Source organism: Devosia sp. MC1541 (assembly GCF_012847305.1).
GTDB lineage: Bacteria > Pseudomonadota > Alphaproteobacteria > Rhizobiales > Devosiaceae > Devosia.
In genome coordinates, this window is record NZ_JABBDZ010000001.1 from 188,376 (window position 1) to 203,650 (window position 15,275).

Below are 15,275 nucleotides of genomic sequence, written 5' to 3' on the forward strand. Positions count from 1 at the left end.
CCGATCTACCCTACTAGATCAGCAGTAGCTTGCTGGAAAATCAATCTAATTTTTCAGGGCAACGTAGGAAATTGATGTTGCTGCTGAGCCGCCTTTATTGGCAGTCGCGCTGCACAACAGTGCGGTGTCTGCGCCACTCCAGATGCCAACACAGCGCCCATCGTGCGGCCCTTAAAGGCCAGCAAGACGCCCATATGAGGCCAATTGGTGCCACTGTGGTCGCGTAGCCCCAAGCACGCGAAAAGGGCCGCTATTCCAAAGCATTGCTATTGATTCAGCCTAAAAGGGAAGCCCCGGCAGCGCATAAGAGCATTGACGGCTCTCGGGGTGTCTCGCTCTGTTGGACGGTGTATAACGGCCCTCTGCCGATATTGAGGTCGCCGGTTGGGTATCCCGGCGCTGCTTTTGCAGTACTCGTCGCACTGCGTCCCAACGGCTCCATTAGATTTTTAGTTTGCACGGCAAGGGCCTAGGTCCGGGCTGGTGCATTTTGTATTGGAGAGGCGCATGCTTCCGAAAAAGACAACTCTGGTTCTGCAGCTGAGCATGACCTTCATGATGGCCTTTGTGATGTCGGGTTCGCTCGGCTTTATTACTGCCGGAACAGACTTCCTAAGCCATTGGCCAAAAATGTTTTTCATCGCTTGGCCGCTGGCATTCATCTGGACCCGCATTATCAACCCGATCGCGTTCAAAATTGCATTCAAGTTCGCCCCGCCGCACAAGCAGGGTGGCGCTGCTCCGCAGCACTAATTTTGCTAGGAAAGCCGGGGCTCTGCTCCGGCTTTTTTGTTTGTGAGGGCGCTGGCTCGACCGTATAAGCGGGGCAAATTCTCGTCTTCTGCCCTCGGGCCAATCCGGTTTTTGCATGTTTAATTTTGCCAACTACCGCGCCGAATGGGTGCGGGATGTGCGGGCGGACCTCTTGTCTGGTCTGGTCGTTGCGCTCGCGCTAGTCCCTGAAGCCATTGCGTTTTCGATGATTGCTGGCGTTGATCCGAAGGTCGGACTATACGCGTCGGTGGTGATTTCCATCGTCATCGCGTTTTTAGGCGGGCGTCCGGCGATGATCTCGGCAGCGACGGCGGCGACAGCGGTCCTGATGGGGTCGCTGGTGCGCGATCACGGGCTCAATTATCTGCTGGCGGCCACTATTTTGGCAGGGGTTTTGCAGTTGGTCGCCGGGTGGTTGAACCTGCAAAACGTCATGAGGTTCGTTTCGAAGTCGGTCATGTCCGGCTTTGTAAATGCCCTCGCCATCATGATTTTTATGGCGCAAATCCCCCATCTCGTGGGTGTGCCGTGGCTCACCTATCCGCTGATCGCGGTATCGCTGGTCATCATCTATCTGTTCCCGCGCCTGACCACGGCGATCCCATCGCCGCTGGCAACAATTCTCATCATTGGGGTGGTGGCCTATTTCGCGGGCTTCGACATTCGCTATGTCGGAGACATTGGTGAGTTGCCTAATGCCTTGCCAAATATACTCATTCCCGATGTCCCGCTAAGCCTCGAAACCCTCCTGATCATCCTGCCTTATTCGGTGGGCGTGGCGGCTGTTGGCTTGCTCGAAAGCCTGATGACGGCACAGATTATCGATGAGGAAACCGATACGAATTCCTCAAAACGGCAGGAAACTTTCGGACAGGGCATTGCCAACATTGTGTCGGCATTTTTCGGCGGCATGGCCGGATGTGCCATGATTGGTCAGTCCGGGATTAACGTTCGCTCCGGTGGCCGTGGCCGCCTATCGACATTCCTTGCAGGGTTCTACCTGCTGGTTTTGTTGGTCGCTGCGGGGGACTTGCTCAAAGTTATCCCCATGCCTGCGCTTGTGGCTATCATGATCATGGTGTCGATTGAGACGTTTGATTGGCGGTCAGTGCGTAATTTGAAGGATCATCCGCGGTCCTCCTCGATTGTCATGCTCGCGACGGTTGCTGTGGTGCTTTACACCCATAACCTCGCCATTGGCGTCGTGGTTGGGGTCTTGTTATCGGGAGTGTTTTTCGCCTGGAAAATCGCGCAGATTTTTGGAGTGCGTTCGGAATTGAGTGCCGACCAGACCACGCGGGTCTATCACGTCGAAGGCCAGCTCTTCTTTGCCTCAGCGGAGCGTTTTGTCGGGGCGTTTGATTTCACCGAAAAACTGGAACGCGTGGTGATCGATCTCACCCATGCTCATATCTGGGATATTTCCAGCGTCGCCAGCATCGATAAGGTCGTGGCCAAATTCCGTTCCCTTGGCACGCAGGTTCAAATCTCGGGGATGAATAAAGCCAGCGCGACCATCGTCGATGAGTTGGGCGCGAAGCACACCAAAAATCCAGACATTTTGCTCGAAAACTAATGTCGGGACCGGGTGGCGCGGATTGTTTGGGCAAGGAAGAAGGCGCTATAGACCGCTAGGGCGATGAACAGGGTTCGGATGCCCATGTGGCTATAGAACCAAGCCCCCAATGCTGCGCCGCCAAATAAGGCGAACCAAATGGCGATGTGTTGCAGCCAGCGCCATTTGGGGCTTTTTCCGCGAAGTGCAAGAGCCAAATCCTGGCCCGCCACATAGAGCGTTCCAGTGACGAAGGTGGCACCGAGGCGCACCGTGCCACGTGCGGGGAGAATGGCGTTTTGCGCGCCAGCGGCCAGCGATAACAGCAAAAGAGATTGTTCGGGTGGAATGCCTGCCACCATGAGGCCGAGCGCCGCTGCGACGGCTAAAGCGGTGAAGCCGGTAACCAAAGCTGAGGACCATCGGGTCTGTGCTGTGGCCAGAAACGTCGCAATGGTGCTGCCCAAGAAGAAAAGCGCGATGAGCGTCAAGGTCAGGGCGAGGACCGAATATTCGCCGTTAAAGAGAGCGGCAGCCCCTTGCGTGGTGTTGCCGCTCATGAAGCTCGTAAAATAGCCGCCCAGTTCGATAAAGCCGACAATGTCGACTAATCCTGCGGCTCCGGTCAGCACCATTCCGAGGATGAGGTGTTTCGCCGGAGTCATTGGTGTTTACGCAGAGAGCCTTGCGCCGATGGTTTTTGCCAATTCGGCCAGTTCTACATCATCGCCGCGTCCCGAGGCATGGGCACCTAGGGCTTGGCCTTCATAGGCTGGAATAACGTGGAAATGCAGGTGGAAGACGGTTTGCCCAGCCGGTGCCTCATTGAACTGCGCAAGGCGAATACCGTCGGCATTGGTCACGGTTTTCACCGCATTGGCGACGCGCTGAACCAGTGGTATCACGGCCGAGAGCGCAGCAGGATCGGCGTCGAGTAGGTTACGGCTTGGAGCCTTCGGGATGACCAGCGTGTGACCCTTGGCTTGCGGAAAAATATCCATCATCACCAGCGCGGTCTCATCCTCATAGACCTTGTGGCACGGCATCTCGCCCTTGAGGATCTTGGCGAAAATATTGGTTGGATCGTAGGTCATGACGAAGACTCTGTGCAGTGAAGCGTTTGGTTCTATGTAGGCGGGCGTTGCGGCTTGAGGGAAGGGGCTTTAGCAAAGGGGACTGGCAAGGATCAGTTCGCACGCCCTTACCCATCCTCCCTCTGTCCTCCACCTCCGTCATTGCCCGACATGATCGGGCAATCCAGCGCGATGCGGGGCGATCTGGATCGCTCGGAGGAGCGGGATACTACTGCCGCTCGCCTTTGCGAAACGGGGTGTATTCTTCTAACTCGATCTGAGATCGCAGCACCGCTTTTCGCTCATGAATGAGGAAGTCATCCACGGCCGCGCGGAGGCCGGGGTGAGCGATGTGGTGTACCGAGTGCGTCAGAACCGGCTCATACCCGCGGGCCAGTTTATGCTCGCCTTGTGCGCCTGCCTCCACCACCGCGAGGCGGTGTTGTATCGCGAAATCAATGGCTTGGTAGTAGCAGATCTCGAAGTGCAGGAAGGGCACGTCACGCGTGGCGCCCCAGTTGCGGCCGTAAAGCGTGTCCTTGCCGATGAAGTTGATCGCGCCGGCAATTGATTCATCGCCGTCATAGGCGAAGATGAGCAGGATGCGGTCGGCCATGGTCTCGCCCAGACGCGAGAAGAACTCGCGATTGAGATAAGGCCGCCCCCATTTGCGCGCACCAGTGTCTTCATAGAAATCGTAGAAGGCGTCCCAATGGTGCTCTTTAATGTCCGAGCCGGTTAGCCAACGGGCAGTCAGGCCATCGGCTAGGGCATCGTTGCGTTCGCGGCGGATGGTTTTGCGCTTACGGGACGCCAATGTTTCCAAGAAGTGGTCGAAACTCTCGTAACCGCGATTGAACCAATGAAATTGCGTGTCAGTGCGCCGGAGCCAGCCCAAATTGCCCGCCAATTCGGCTTCGCTCTCGGGTACGAAGGTGAGGTGGGTGGAGGAGGCGTTGAGGCGTTGCGTCAACTGCTGTGCGGTTTGCAGTAGGGCGGCCTGCGCATCCAAATCACCATTCGGAACCAATAGCTTAGGCGCTGTTGCTGGCGTGAAAGGTACAGAACCCTGAAGCTTGGGATAATATTTCCCGCCAGCACGTTCCAAGGCGTCAGCCCAGCCGTGGTCGAAGACATATTCGCCCATGGAATGGGATTTTAAAAACAACGGCATAAGCCCGATTGGCGCGCTGTTCTGGTCCTGCAACACAATGTGCTGCGGTAACCAGCCGGTTTCCGCTGTGGCGCAGTTGGATTGCTCCAGCGCCAGAAAGAAAGCGTGGTCGAGAAAGGGATTGTCCACAACGCCATTGGTTGAGGGCACAAGGCTGTTCCAGACATCGGCTGGAATGCTGGCTGTCGTGGGGTGAATGTGCGCCGAGAATTCGTTCAAGCTCACGCCGCACTCCACGTCTCAAATTGCTTATGTTTGAATATGCTATCTGCAGGCCGGAGCTTCAAGGGAAAGCAAAGGACCAGGTGCGTCTCGCGCTACCCAGCCCCTTGAAACTTAAATGAAATGCAAATTTAGACTTCGATTACGGCGTCGATTTCGACAGCTGCGCCGAGCGGCAGCGAGGTTACGCCGAAGGCGGCACGAGCATGGGTGCTGACTTTCTCGCCAAACACGCCGACGAAGAGGTTGGACGCGCCATTGGCGACGAGGTGCTGTTCGGTGAAGTCAGGTGTCGAAGCGACCAGAACGGTCAGCTTGACGACGCGCTTGACGTCTTCCAGCGCAATGCCGGCCGAGTGGACGATGTGGGCCAGAATATTGACGGCGCAGAGCTCCGCAGCATTGCCGCCCTGAACCACATTCATCGTGTCGCCAAGCAGGCCCTGGACGATGCCATTGGCGTCGCTGGAAATTTGGCCGGAGATGAACAGCAAATTGCCAGTGCGAACGACAGGGGCATAGCTGGCCACTGGTGCCTTTGGGGCAGGAAGTTCGTAGCCATATTCGCGGAGCTTCTCGATGGGGGTGGTCATCTGATCTTGCCTTCCAAGTCGTCTGCTTCTTGTTCCGAACTCGCCTCCGGCGGCGTGCCGGTGCGAGCATTATAGAGTTTTCCGCGCATAACCGCGGTTCGGCCAAATTTGGATCGAACACGATCCATGGCCCTTTCAGCTGCCGCCTTGCGCGCCACTTGGGGCTCAAGGAGGTCAATCGGGTCGATGCCAGTGGCCTCGTCGAGCCCTGAAATGCCAATGCCAATGAGGCGGAATGCGGTTCCATCCACCTCCTTCTGCATCAGGCTCAGGCCGGTCTCGTAGAGGACATTGGCCAGCTGTGTGGGCATCATCAGGTGTCGCGCGCGGCTTCGCAACTTAAATCCAGCTGTTTTGAGCTTTAGGGTAACGGTATCACCCACCAGGTTTTTGGTTTTGAGCCGTTCCGAAAGTCGCTCACAGCACTGCAAAAGCTCTGTTGAGAGTGCCTCTATATCGGAGAGGTCGTGGTGGAAGGTGGATTCTGATGACACCGACTTCATCGAGCGGTCCGTCGAGACTTTTCGGGCATCCTGACCTTGGGCAAGGCGCGACAGGCGCGCGCCCGATTCTCCGTAAAGCCGCATGAGCCGGTGCGGGTCTTCTGCCTGCAGCTGGCCGATGGTGTAATAGCCATCGCGTTGAAGCGTTTCCGCGAAAACCTTGCCGACGCCAAAGATAATGCTGATCGGCTTGTCATGCAGAAAGCTTAGCGTCTCCTCCGCCCCAATAACAGCGAAGCCCCGCGGTTTATCGAGGTCGGATGCGATTTTAGCCAAGAATTTGTTATGGCTTAGGCCGACCGAGATGGTGACGCCCATTTGATCCGAAACAGCTTTGGCGAACTTGGCCAGCATGACAGCTGGAGGCGCTTTGTGTAGCGCCGTAGTTCCGGTGAGGTCGAGAAACGCTTCGTCAATCGACAAGGGCTCCACCACTGGCGTCATTGTATCCATCAGCGTGCGAATTTCTCGGCTGACGGCAACATATTTGGCCATGTTGGGTTTTATGACAACGGCGTCGGGGCAGAGCTGCAGGGCCTTGAACATCGGCATAGCCGAGCGCACCCCCGACTGGCGGGCAATGTAGCAGCATGTGGAGACGACGCCGCGCGTGCCCCCGCCGATGATCAGCGGCTTGTCTCGCAGCGAGGGGTCGTCGCGTTTCTCCACTGACGCATAAAATGCGTCGCAGTCGACGTGGGCCATGGAAAGGTCAAACAGCTCGGCGTGGCTACGAATGCGCGGCGAGCCGCAGCGAGGGCAGCGATTGGGGGCTGCTGCTGCCGCTCCGGTGCTCAGGCAATCGCGACAAAGCCAAGCGCTCATCTATGCCTCGGGATTAAGCTTGTGCCAAATGCGCATGAAGTTCTCCGGCGTCATCCCGGTGTTCGCGCATAGGGCGAGCAGAATCGCTTCGTTTGATGCAAAATAGTCGATAAGCCCATGTTGCAGCATTTTCGTGCCGACGGCATTGCGTAAAGCCTGTGGGTCGATGCCTGCATGCTGCATAAATGCCAAAAGCTCTTCGGGATGCTCGGCCAGATAGGCTAGGCAGGCGTCGGCTGTGCTCGACAAATCTGGGGTAACGCGCTCAGAAATCGGCACCGTCCGGCCTCATTTGGTTTTTTGTAACGGTTTCAATGCTAGCTGATGTGCGTGGCGAAGCGAAGAACCGAGCAGCGTTCAGCCACCGTTTTTGGGGTGCGTAGTTTGTACCCAAGTGAGGGAATATGCCTAAGTCTGTGATGATCGTCGAAGACAATGAGCTGAATATGAAGCTCTTCAACGATCTTCTGGAGTCGCGTGGATACACGGTCATCCAGACTCGCAATGGCGTCGAAGCGCTCGATTTGGCGCGTGCGCATATGCCTGATCTGATCTTGATGGATATCCAACTGCCAGAGGTTTCGGGCCTTGTTGTCACTAAGTGGCTTAAGGACGATGAAGAACTGGCGCATATCCCAGTTGTCGCGGTCACTGCTTTCGCCATGAAGGGCGATGAAGAGCGAATTCTTCAGGGCGGCTGCGAGGGATACATTTCTAAGCCAATCTCCGTGTCTCACTTTCTGGAAACCATTGCCGGTTATATTGGGCCAGCCTGATTTTCCTTGCAGGGAAATCTAGCGAGGTTTTAGTGGCTCGACACGAACGGGGGGAGCTTGTTCGTGGGTCGCATTTATCTGGGGTAGTGGTTTGACCGCGCGCGTACTTATCGTCGATGACATTCCAACGAATGTGAAGCTGCTCGAAGCGCGGCTGCTGGCTGAATATTACGACGTGGTTACGGCCAATTCGGGCGCGAAAGCGCTCGCCATCTGCCAAGAGCAAGATATCGACATCGTCCTTTTGGACGTGATGATGCCTGAGATGGATGGCTTTGAGGTCTGCCGTCGGCTGAAAGCTGACCCTAAGACGCAGCACGTGCCTGTGCTGATGATCACAGCACTCGATCAGACCTCGGATCGGGTGCAGGGGCTCGACGCCGGAGCTGATGATTTCCTGTCAAAGCCTGTGGATGACACGCAGCTTCTGGCGCGCGTAAAGAGCCTGGTGCGGCTCAAATCGCTGACCGATGAGCTGCGGGCTCGGGCGCAAACCAGCCAGCAGATTGCAGCCGAAGATGCGCTGCAGGCGATGAACTCTATTTCCGCTAAAGATGGCTCGGTCTTGATCGTTGATACCGATCGCCGTCATGCGGAGCGCATTGCAGGCTATCTGCAAGCTGAGCATCGTGTCGAAATTCTCACCGAGCCTATGGACGCGGTGTTCCAAGTCGCTGGTGGCAGTTATGAGCTGGCCTTGGTCAGCATGAGCCTCAAGGACTTCGATCCGCTCCGTGTGTGCTCGCAAATTCGTACGGTTGATCAAGCCCGTGGCCTGCCCATTATTTTGATGGCCGATGAGGCGGACAAGCCCAAGGTCGTGCGTGGGCTGGATCTGGGGATCAACGACTATATATCGCGCCCTGTTGAACGCAGCGAACTGATGGCGCGGGTGCGCACCCAGATCCGCCGCCAACGCTACGCGGACGTTCTTCGAGACAGTGTCAATTCCACCATCGCTCTTGCGATAACCGATGAGCTGACGGGCCTCTACAATCGTCGCTATTTTGATCGGCACATGAGCCTCGTGATGGCGAAGTCGCTTGAGCAAGAGCGCGATGTTGCGGTGATGATCCTCGACATCGATCACTTCAAGTCGGTCAACGACAACTATGGTCATGACGTTGGCGATGCGGTGATCCGTGAATTCGCAGCGCGGTTGCGCCGCAATCTTCGTGGCGTCGATATGGCGTGCCGTTTTGGCGGTGAAGAGTTCTTGGTGCTGATGCCGGACACAGACGTTCGCGTAGCGGAATTGGTGGCAGAGCGCGTGCGTGAGGCGGTTGCTGACCGTCCATTTGAGGTTGGCCTGAGCCGTCCTATCTCGATCACCATATCCATCGGCATGGCGCTCTATGAGAACATGGATGATACGCCGGAGGTCATCATCAAGCGGGCTGACGTGGCGCTCTATAGGGCCAAGCACGCAGGTCGCAACCGCGTCATGGTCGACGCGGCGTAAGTCCCGTTAGGGTTAGCTGTTATAATTAACGGTAAGAACTCATTGGCCCTCAGCCAGTGAGGCGCTAGGGTCTTCATGACGGTTAGGGCGTGATTTAGCGCATCTATACCCGTGAAGTTCCCTAGGCATATCTCAGGTCCGCCGCAACTCCTGAGTCGCCCTGGGACGGCTGGTTCGGTGACGCACAGAGTGGCCTTGTTGTCGTTGTATCCCGAACCAGCCACCTCTTCTTTTTAATCCAACAGCGCAAAACAAAAGCCCCGCAGAAACTGCGGGGCTTTGTTTATTCCGATAAGGAATAGCCAGATTACTTTATCTTGGCTTCCTTGAATTCCACGTGCTTGCGGACAACTGGATCGTACTTCTTGAAAGCGAGCTTTTCAGTCTGGGTACGTGCGTTCTTCTTGGTCACGTAGAAGAAGCCGGTGTCGGCCGTCGAGACGAGCTTGATCTTGATAGTGGCGGCCTTAGCCATGATTGTGGTCCTTCACAAAGCGAAACGCGCTGCAGCAGGGCAGCGCCGAATTTGGCCGCAAACTACTAATTTGCGGTCGAAAGTCAAGTGTTGGCGTCAGTCCTTCTGACCTGTTCCAAAGCCATACATGCGCAAAGACCACTGTAGGCCTACAATTGCACCCTTAATGGAGGGAAGCATAATCAGGGGAAGAACGATTGCGAGCGGAATCATCGTCAGCACATAGGTGATGGGCTGGATCTGATGGGTCATGTCGAGGTGCAACATCAGGAAGACGATAATGTGGCCCACGATGGTGATCGCGACGTAGGGAGGCAGGTCGTCAGCACGGTGATGTCTGAGTTCCTCGCCGCAAACATTGCATTCGTTTGCAACTTTGAGATAGCCGGCGAACATCTTGCCCTTGCCACAGTGCGGGCAACGACATAACGCGCCACGCCACATGGCCTGACCAACGGTACGTTCGGGAAGAACTGCGCTGTTTTCAGTCATGACTACCTCTTTCTGCGTCCCTTGGGGCCGAAGCTATTAGATGCGCCCTTACGCAGGGGGCGTGTAGGCGGCTTATTGCCGCGCTTGCCCTCAGAAAGCAACTCAAAGCGCAATGAGCCGGCCACGGGGGAGGCTTCGACGAGGCGAACTTCGACTCGGTCGCCAAGCGTGAAGCTTTCGCCTGTGCGCTCGCCAACCATCGCCTGGCGTTCTTCGACGTAGCGATAGTAGTCCTTGCCAAGTGTCGAGGCAGGAATAAAGCCATCGGCACCGGTCTCGATCAATTTTACGAAGAGGCCTGAGCGGGTGATGCCGGAGACACGACCCTCAAAGCGTGCGCCGATCCGCTCCGAAAGAAATTGCGCAAGCAGACGATCGGAAGTTTCGCGTTCCGCCAACATGGCGCGGCGCTCAGTCGTCGAAATGTGCTGAGCAATGCCACTGAGCTTGGTCTGCTCCTGATCCGTCATCCCATCGTCACCAAGGCCCAAAGCGCGGATAAGCGCTCGGTGCACGATCAAATCGGCATAGCGGCGGATGGGCGAGGTGAAGTGGGCGTAGCGGTCGAGATTGAGCCCAAAGTGGCCGTAGTTCTCCTTGGAGTACTCAGCCTGAGCCTGGGAGCGCAACACCATTTCCGACACTTGCTCGATATTGCCCATGTCGCGGGCCTTGCCGAGGATGCGGTTGAAATCGACAGCGCGGACGTTGTCGGCCTTCTTGACGCTGATATCGAGGCTGCCCAAGAACTCGCGCAGCGCGTGGAGTTTTTCGGACGATGGTTCATCGTGAACGCGATAGAGCAGCTCAGTGCGCTTCTGCTCCAGCGTTTCGGCAGCAGCGACGTTGGCCGCAATCATCATCTCTTCGATGAGACGATGCGCATCGAGACGCTCAGGGATGAAAATGTCCGCGACCATGCCGGTCTTGTCGAGCTTGATTTTGCGTTCGGGCAGGTCAAGGTCGAGGGGGCCACGGGCATCGCGTGCTTCTGACATGGCGCCGTAGGCCATCCACAGAGGCTTGAGGATCGGCTCCAGCAAAGGCCCCGTCTGATCGTCCGGATTGCCGTCAATGGCCGCCTGTGCCCGCTGGTAGCTGAGTTTAGCTGCTGAGCGCATAAGAATGCGATGGAAGCTGTGGCTCGTCTTCCGACCGCCAGCGTCGAGGACCATACGAACGGCCATGGCCGCGCGCGACTCGCCTTGCTTGAGCGAGCAGAGCTCATTGGAGATGCGCTCGGGCAGCATGGGCACGACCCGATCCGGGAAATAGACCGAATTGCCGCGCAGATAGGCTTCGCGATCGAGCGAGGTCCCTGGGCGGACATAAGCTGCAACGTCGGCAATCGCGACAGTGACGACATAGCCGCCAGGATTGGCTGGATCGGTATCGAGCACAGCGTGAACCGCGTCGTCATGGTCCTTGGCGTCTGGTGGGTCGATGGTAACCAGCGGCAAGTCGCGCCAGTCTTCACGGCCCTTGAGCGTTGCTTCCTCGGCCTCTTCTGCTTCGCGGGTGACAGAGGCGGGCCACTTGTTGGGAATATCGAGATTGTGGATTGCAATCAGCGACACCGCGCCTTCGGACTTTGGATTGCCGATGACGGTGGTGACGCGAGCACGCGGGATCATCAGGCGCCCGGAGAGCTTAACGTCGACCTCTACGAGATCGCCGTCTGAGGCATCGCCAAGGTCGCCAAGCGGGATACGCATTTCTTTCTGCTTGCGATCAACCGGAATGAGACGAGCGCCTTCCTCATCCATGCGGACAATACCGATGTGGCCGCGACGGGGCTTGTCGAGCACCTTCATCGGCTTAGCGGTGTAATCGGGCACAATGTCTTCGCCAGCGTCAATGCGGGCCAAGATGCGGTCGCCTGGAGCGGGTGCAACGCGAGAATGCGAATCCACCAACACGCGAACGCGTGGGATTTCACCTTCTTCCGGGTTCCACTGCGCTGGGAAGGCGTGGAGGCTGTCTGGGTCTGCGTCCGTCGGAATGTCGAGGACGGTTACATGGGGCAGGGCGGCGGTACGGCGCAGCGCCTTGCGGGTGCGCGTGATGACGCCTTCACCCTCAAGGTCAGAGAGCAGTCTTTTAAATGGCCGACGCATGTCGCCGCGAATGCCAAAAACTTTGGCCAGATCGCGCTTGCCCTTAATATCGTCTTCCTGCGCCAATGCTTCTAGGATCTGTTCCTTGGTCGGCAAGGCATCGGCGGCGGGCTGACGGGAGCGCTTTGGGCCGGATGTGTTTTTTGCTTTTGGTGTCTTGGCCATGGTCTATTCTTTGGGAGTTGCTCCCTATGTAGGCGAATAAGGGTGGTTTTCCAACGCATACGGGTGATTTGCTGGGCAATAAGTGCCGAGTGCGACCCCGGCAGCGCTTATCAGTCCCGGTAAAACGGGCCTCTACCCCTTGTGAACCGCGACTTTCAAAGGTTAGGTGTTGGTTAACGAAACTGCGAGAGCGCGTGTATGTCCGCTGAAATTCTCACCCTCTTTTATGCCGTCGGCTTGGGATATTTGTTTGGCTCGATTCCATTTGGGCTGATCCTGACCCGTGCGGCGGGGCTTGGCGATATTCGTCAGATCGGCTCTGGCAATATCGGCGCGACGAATGTGTTGCGCACCGGGAATAAGAAGATTGCCGCGCTGACCCTCATTCTGGACGCATTGAAGGCAGTTGTTCCTATTCTGCTTGCGCGCCACTTTTGGGGTGAAGACGCTGCACGCATTGCCGCTGTTGGTGCTTTCTTCGGGCACTGTTTCCCTGTTTGGCTCGGTTTTAAGGGTGGCAAGGGCGTTGCGGTCATGATTGGCTCGCTTCTGGCTCTCGCGTGGCCGGTGGGGCTGATTTTCTGCGCTGTTTGGTTGCTGCTGGCCTATGTTCGCAAAATCTCGTCGCTGGCGGCGCTAACCGCCGCTGCAACAGCCCCGATCTTTGCCTATCTGTTCGTGGGCGCAGGGCTGGCGATTGTGGTGCTGATTTTGGCGCTGCTCTTGTTCTTCCAGCATCGTGAAAACATCGCACGTCTGATTAACGGCACGGAGCCCAAGATCGGCGGAAGCAAAAAGCCTGCTTGATGACTTGGCGCCGGGAAGGGGATAGAAACCCCTCTCCGGCGCAAAGACTGGCCATACTCAGACTTATCCGTACGGATAATATTGGCCCGATCACGTTTCGCCAGCTTCTTAGCCGATTTGGCTCAGCGGAAGCGGCCCTCGAAGCACTCCCTCAAATTGCGAAGCGCGCCGGCCGGCCCATGGTCGCGTGTACGCTGGCGCGCGCCGAAGACGAGTTTGCCGATATAGAGCGGCTCAGGGCGCGTTTGGTGATTGAGGGGGATAGCGACTATCCCAATCTCCTCAGCCACATTGGCGGTGCGCCGCCGGTTCTCACTGTTCACGGTGGGGAGAAACTTAATTGGCAACGCACAGCGGGCATTGTTGGGGCGCGCAACGCTTCGTCGGCAGGCATAAAAATGACGCGACTGCTTACGGAAGGTTTAGGACAGGCAGGTTTCACCGTCGTTTCTGGACTGGCCCGAGGCATTGATGCGGCGGCACATTGGGCGGCTCTTGAAACCGGCACAGTCGGCGTGTTGGCGGGCGGCTTGGATCGGATCTATCCGCGCGAGCACCTTCAGTTGGCTGAAAAGATAGTCGATGGTGGCGGGGCGCTGGTCAGCGAAATGCCAATGGGTTGGGAGCCTAGGGCGCAGGATTTTCCGAGACGTAATCGTTTGGTTTCTGGGCTGTCGTTGGGCGTCGTCGTTGTCGAAGCCGCCAAGCGGTCAGGTTCGCTGATCACCGCGCGCCTAGCCTTGGAGCAAAACCGTGACGTCTTTGCAGTGCCGGGGTCTCCGCTTGATCCGCGCGCTGAGGGCGGAAATTTGCTCATCCAACAGGGTGCGCGGCTGGTCACTTGCGCGCAAGACATTGTCGAGGTTCTGCAAGACTTTGATCCGGTCCGGACAGCCCTCTTCGAGCCGGAATGGCACCCTGACTTTACGGGGGTAGACGATGTTGAACCGGGCGAGGATGTGCGTGCACGGCTGAGGCAGGCACTATCCGTCGTGCCCACCCCAGTTGATGATATTCTGGCCCAGATCGAGGTGTCGCCCGCCGCGCTACAAATGCTGCTGCTCGAACTCGACATTGCTGGCGAAATCGAATGGTCGAGCGGCCAGTTGGTCGCTCTTCGTTTTATGTGAAAATCGGCTCTTCGTGGAGCTGGATACCAAAGCGGTTTTTAACTTCGGTTTTGACGTGTTCAGCCAATTTGGCCACATCGGCCTGTTCGCCATGGGCGTGGTTGACCACAACCAATGCGTGGCGCTCGGAAATACCAACCGGCCCGAGCTTGTAGCCCTTAAGCCCCGTTTTTTCGATCAACCAGCCCGCTGATAGCTTTGTGCGACCATCGGACTGCGGAAAGTTCGGTGCTGTTGGAAACTCGGCCAAAACCGGAGCCGCGGCATCGCGTCCAACGATGGGGTTTTGGAAAAAGGAGCCTGCATTGGGTTCGGTGCGGTAGTCGGGCAGCTTTGAGTTGCGTAGGGCAACGACCCGTTCCATGACGATTGCAGGCGTCACCAGCGGAGTTTCGGACAAATCCGAGAGCCCAGCGAAGCCGAGGTTGGCGCGCCAAGCCTTGGCTAGTCCCAAGCGAATTGCGAGCACAACATAACGATTGGGCTCTTCTTTAAAGACGGAATGGCGATAGGCGAACTTGCACTCTTCTTTTGAGAAGGTGCGCGTGGTGCCGGTTTGCCGATCCCAAGCCGACAATTCGAGGAAACTATCAGCCAGTTCGGCGCCATAAGCACCAATGTTCTGGACCGGAGCCGCGCCTGCGGTGCCTGGAATGCCCGCTAGATTCTCAAGCCCGCCGAAACCGAGGCCTACGGTGAATGCGACGAAGTCATGCCAATTTTCACCGGCGGCCGCCTCAACCACGATGTGTGTTTCTGTTTCTTCAACAAGCTGGCGCCCCTTAAGGGCAATGACGGCGGTGATGCCCTCAAAGCGCGGAGCGAGTACCACATTGGACCCGCCGCCAAGCACTTGGACAGCGATGCCCGATGTGTTGGCGTGCGCAAAAAGCGCAGGCAAGTCGTCGATATCGGTGATTTCGATGCCGAAACTCGAGCTGGAGCGCAGCGCTAAAGTGTTGCGATGGGTCAGGTCGAAATTGGGAATCAAGCGGTCATGAATTTCAGTCATTGCGGGCCTAAAAATCATTGTTCGGGCCCCGAGGGCAAGACCATGTCTATAAGGATACGTTGACTTCTAATTGCGGCTTGACCATGTTGCGGCCTCTTCCCTTAGGCATTTGCGGAACGC

General features: G+C 57.0%; 16 protein-coding genes. 6 read left to right on the plus strand and 10 right to left on the minus strand.

The genetic code is table 11. The features are described 5' to 3' along the window. The first annotated feature begins 507 nt into the window (after nucleotides 1-507). Together HKD40_RS00845 and HKD40_RS00850 are read left to right on the plus strand one after the other, a co-directional pair. Nucleotides 508-753 (plus strand): DUF2798 domain-containing protein, encoded by a 246-nt coding sequence (locus HKD40_RS00845; RefSeq protein WP_169193827.1) that lies wholly within the window; start codon nucleotides 508-510, stop codon nucleotides 751-753. Between the two features lie 115 nt (nucleotides 754-868). After that, nucleotides 869-2,350, plus strand: a complete 1,482-nt coding sequence (locus HKD40_RS00850; protein WP_169193828.1) for a SulP family inorganic anion transporter — start codon at nucleotides 869-871, stop codon at nucleotides 2,348-2,350. On the opposite strand, the gene HKD40_RS00855 is transcribed toward HKD40_RS00850, so the two are convergent. The 6 genes from HKD40_RS00855 to HKD40_RS00880 form a co-directional block, all read right to left on the minus strand. Beyond that, nucleotides 2,347-2,994, minus strand: a complete 648-nt coding sequence (locus HKD40_RS00855; protein WP_169193829.1) for a DUF1275 family protein — start codon at nucleotides 2,992-2,994, stop codon at nucleotides 2,347-2,349. The two genes, HKD40_RS00850 and HKD40_RS00855, sit on opposite strands and share 4 nt — an antisense overlap. 6 nt (nucleotides 2,995-3,000) lie before the next feature. After that, nucleotides 3,001-3,423, minus strand: a complete 423-nt coding sequence (locus tag HKD40_RS00860; protein WP_169193830.1) for an HIT family protein — start codon at nucleotides 3,421-3,423, stop codon at nucleotides 3,001-3,003. 208 nt (nucleotides 3,424-3,631) lie between these two features. Then, on the minus strand, nucleotides 3,632-4,801 hold the full coding sequence (locus tag HKD40_RS00865) for a GNAT family N-acetyltransferase (protein ID WP_169193831.1): 1,170 nt from the start codon (nucleotides 4,799-4,801) through the stop codon (nucleotides 3,632-3,634). Nucleotides 4,802-4,929: 128 nt separating this feature from the next. Further along, nucleotides 4,930-5,391 (minus strand): RidA family protein, encoded by a 462-nt coding sequence (locus HKD40_RS00870; RefSeq protein WP_169193832.1) that lies wholly within the window; start codon nucleotides 5,389-5,391, stop codon nucleotides 4,930-4,932. Then, nucleotides 5,388-6,719 (minus strand): DNA polymerase IV, encoded by a 1,332-nt coding sequence (locus tag HKD40_RS00875; protein WP_169193833.1) that lies wholly within the window; start codon nucleotides 6,717-6,719, stop codon nucleotides 5,388-5,390. Before HKD40_RS00875 ends, HKD40_RS00870 begins: the two co-directional genes overlap by 4 nt. Beyond that, a complete protein-coding gene (locus HKD40_RS00880; RefSeq protein WP_169193834.1) occupies nucleotides 6,720-6,998 on the minus strand; it encodes a DUF3572 family protein in 279 nt (92 codons plus the stop codon). It lies immediately after the preceding gene. Nucleotides 6,999-7,123: 125 nt separating this feature from the next. On the opposite strand from HKD40_RS00880, the gene HKD40_RS00885 reads away from it, so the two are divergent. Both HKD40_RS00885 and HKD40_RS00890 read left to right on the plus strand, forming a co-directional pair. After that, nucleotides 7,124-7,495 (plus strand): response regulator, encoded by a 372-nt coding sequence (locus tag HKD40_RS00885; protein ID WP_169193835.1) that lies wholly within the window; start codon nucleotides 7,124-7,126, stop codon nucleotides 7,493-7,495. A gap of 91 nt (nucleotides 7,496-7,586) precedes the next feature. Continuing rightward, nucleotides 7,587-8,957 carry a PleD family two-component system response regulator gene (locus HKD40_RS00890; RefSeq protein ID WP_169193836.1) on the plus strand — a complete coding sequence of 457 codons (1,371 nt, stop codon included), beginning with the start codon at nucleotides 7,587-7,589 and terminating at the stop codon, nucleotides 8,955-8,957. A gap of 307 nt (nucleotides 8,958-9,264) precedes the next feature. On the opposite strand, the gene rpmG is transcribed toward HKD40_RS00890, so the two are convergent. The 3 genes from rpmG to rnr all read right to left on the minus strand — a co-directional run bounded on the left by rpmG (nucleotide 9,265) and on the right by rnr (nucleotide 12,206). After that, entirely contained in the window at nucleotides 9,265-9,432 is a 168-nt protein-coding gene (gene rpmG, locus HKD40_RS00895) for a 50S ribosomal protein L33 (protein ID WP_046104197.1), read from the minus strand. A 96-nt stretch (nucleotides 9,433-9,528) separates the two neighbouring features. Next, entirely contained in the window at nucleotides 9,529-9,924 is a 396-nt protein-coding gene (locus HKD40_RS00900; RefSeq protein WP_169193837.1) for a DUF983 domain-containing protein, read from the minus strand. A gap of 2 nt (nucleotides 9,925-9,926) precedes the next feature. Beyond that, nucleotides 9,927-12,206 carry a ribonuclease R gene (gene rnr, locus HKD40_RS00905; protein ID WP_169193838.1) on the minus strand — a complete coding sequence of 760 codons (2,280 nt, stop codon included), beginning with the start codon at nucleotides 12,204-12,206 and terminating at the stop codon, nucleotides 9,927-9,929. A gap of 198 nt (nucleotides 12,207-12,404) precedes the next feature. Here rnr and plsY point away from each other — a divergent pair, with 198 nt between their 5' ends. Together plsY and dprA are read left to right on the plus strand one after the other, a co-directional pair. Continuing rightward, a complete protein-coding gene (plsY, locus tag HKD40_RS00910) occupies nucleotides 12,405-13,013 on the plus strand; it encodes a glycerol-3-phosphate 1-O-acyltransferase PlsY (RefSeq protein ID WP_169193839.1) in 609 nt (202 codons plus the stop codon). Then, complete coding sequence (dprA, locus tag HKD40_RS00915; protein ID WP_169193840.1) at nucleotides 13,013-14,143, plus strand: DNA-processing protein DprA; 1,131 nt, start codon at nucleotides 13,013-13,015, stop codon at nucleotides 14,141-14,143. Before plsY ends, dprA begins: the two co-directional genes overlap by 1 nt. On the opposite strand, the gene murB is transcribed toward dprA, so the two are convergent. Beyond that, a complete protein-coding gene (gene murB / locus HKD40_RS00920; protein ID WP_169193841.1) occupies nucleotides 14,136-15,155 on the minus strand; it encodes a UDP-N-acetylmuramate dehydrogenase in 1,020 nt (339 codons plus the stop codon). The two genes, dprA and murB, sit on opposite strands and share 8 nt — an antisense overlap. Nucleotides 15,156-15,275 lie beyond the last annotated feature (120 nt).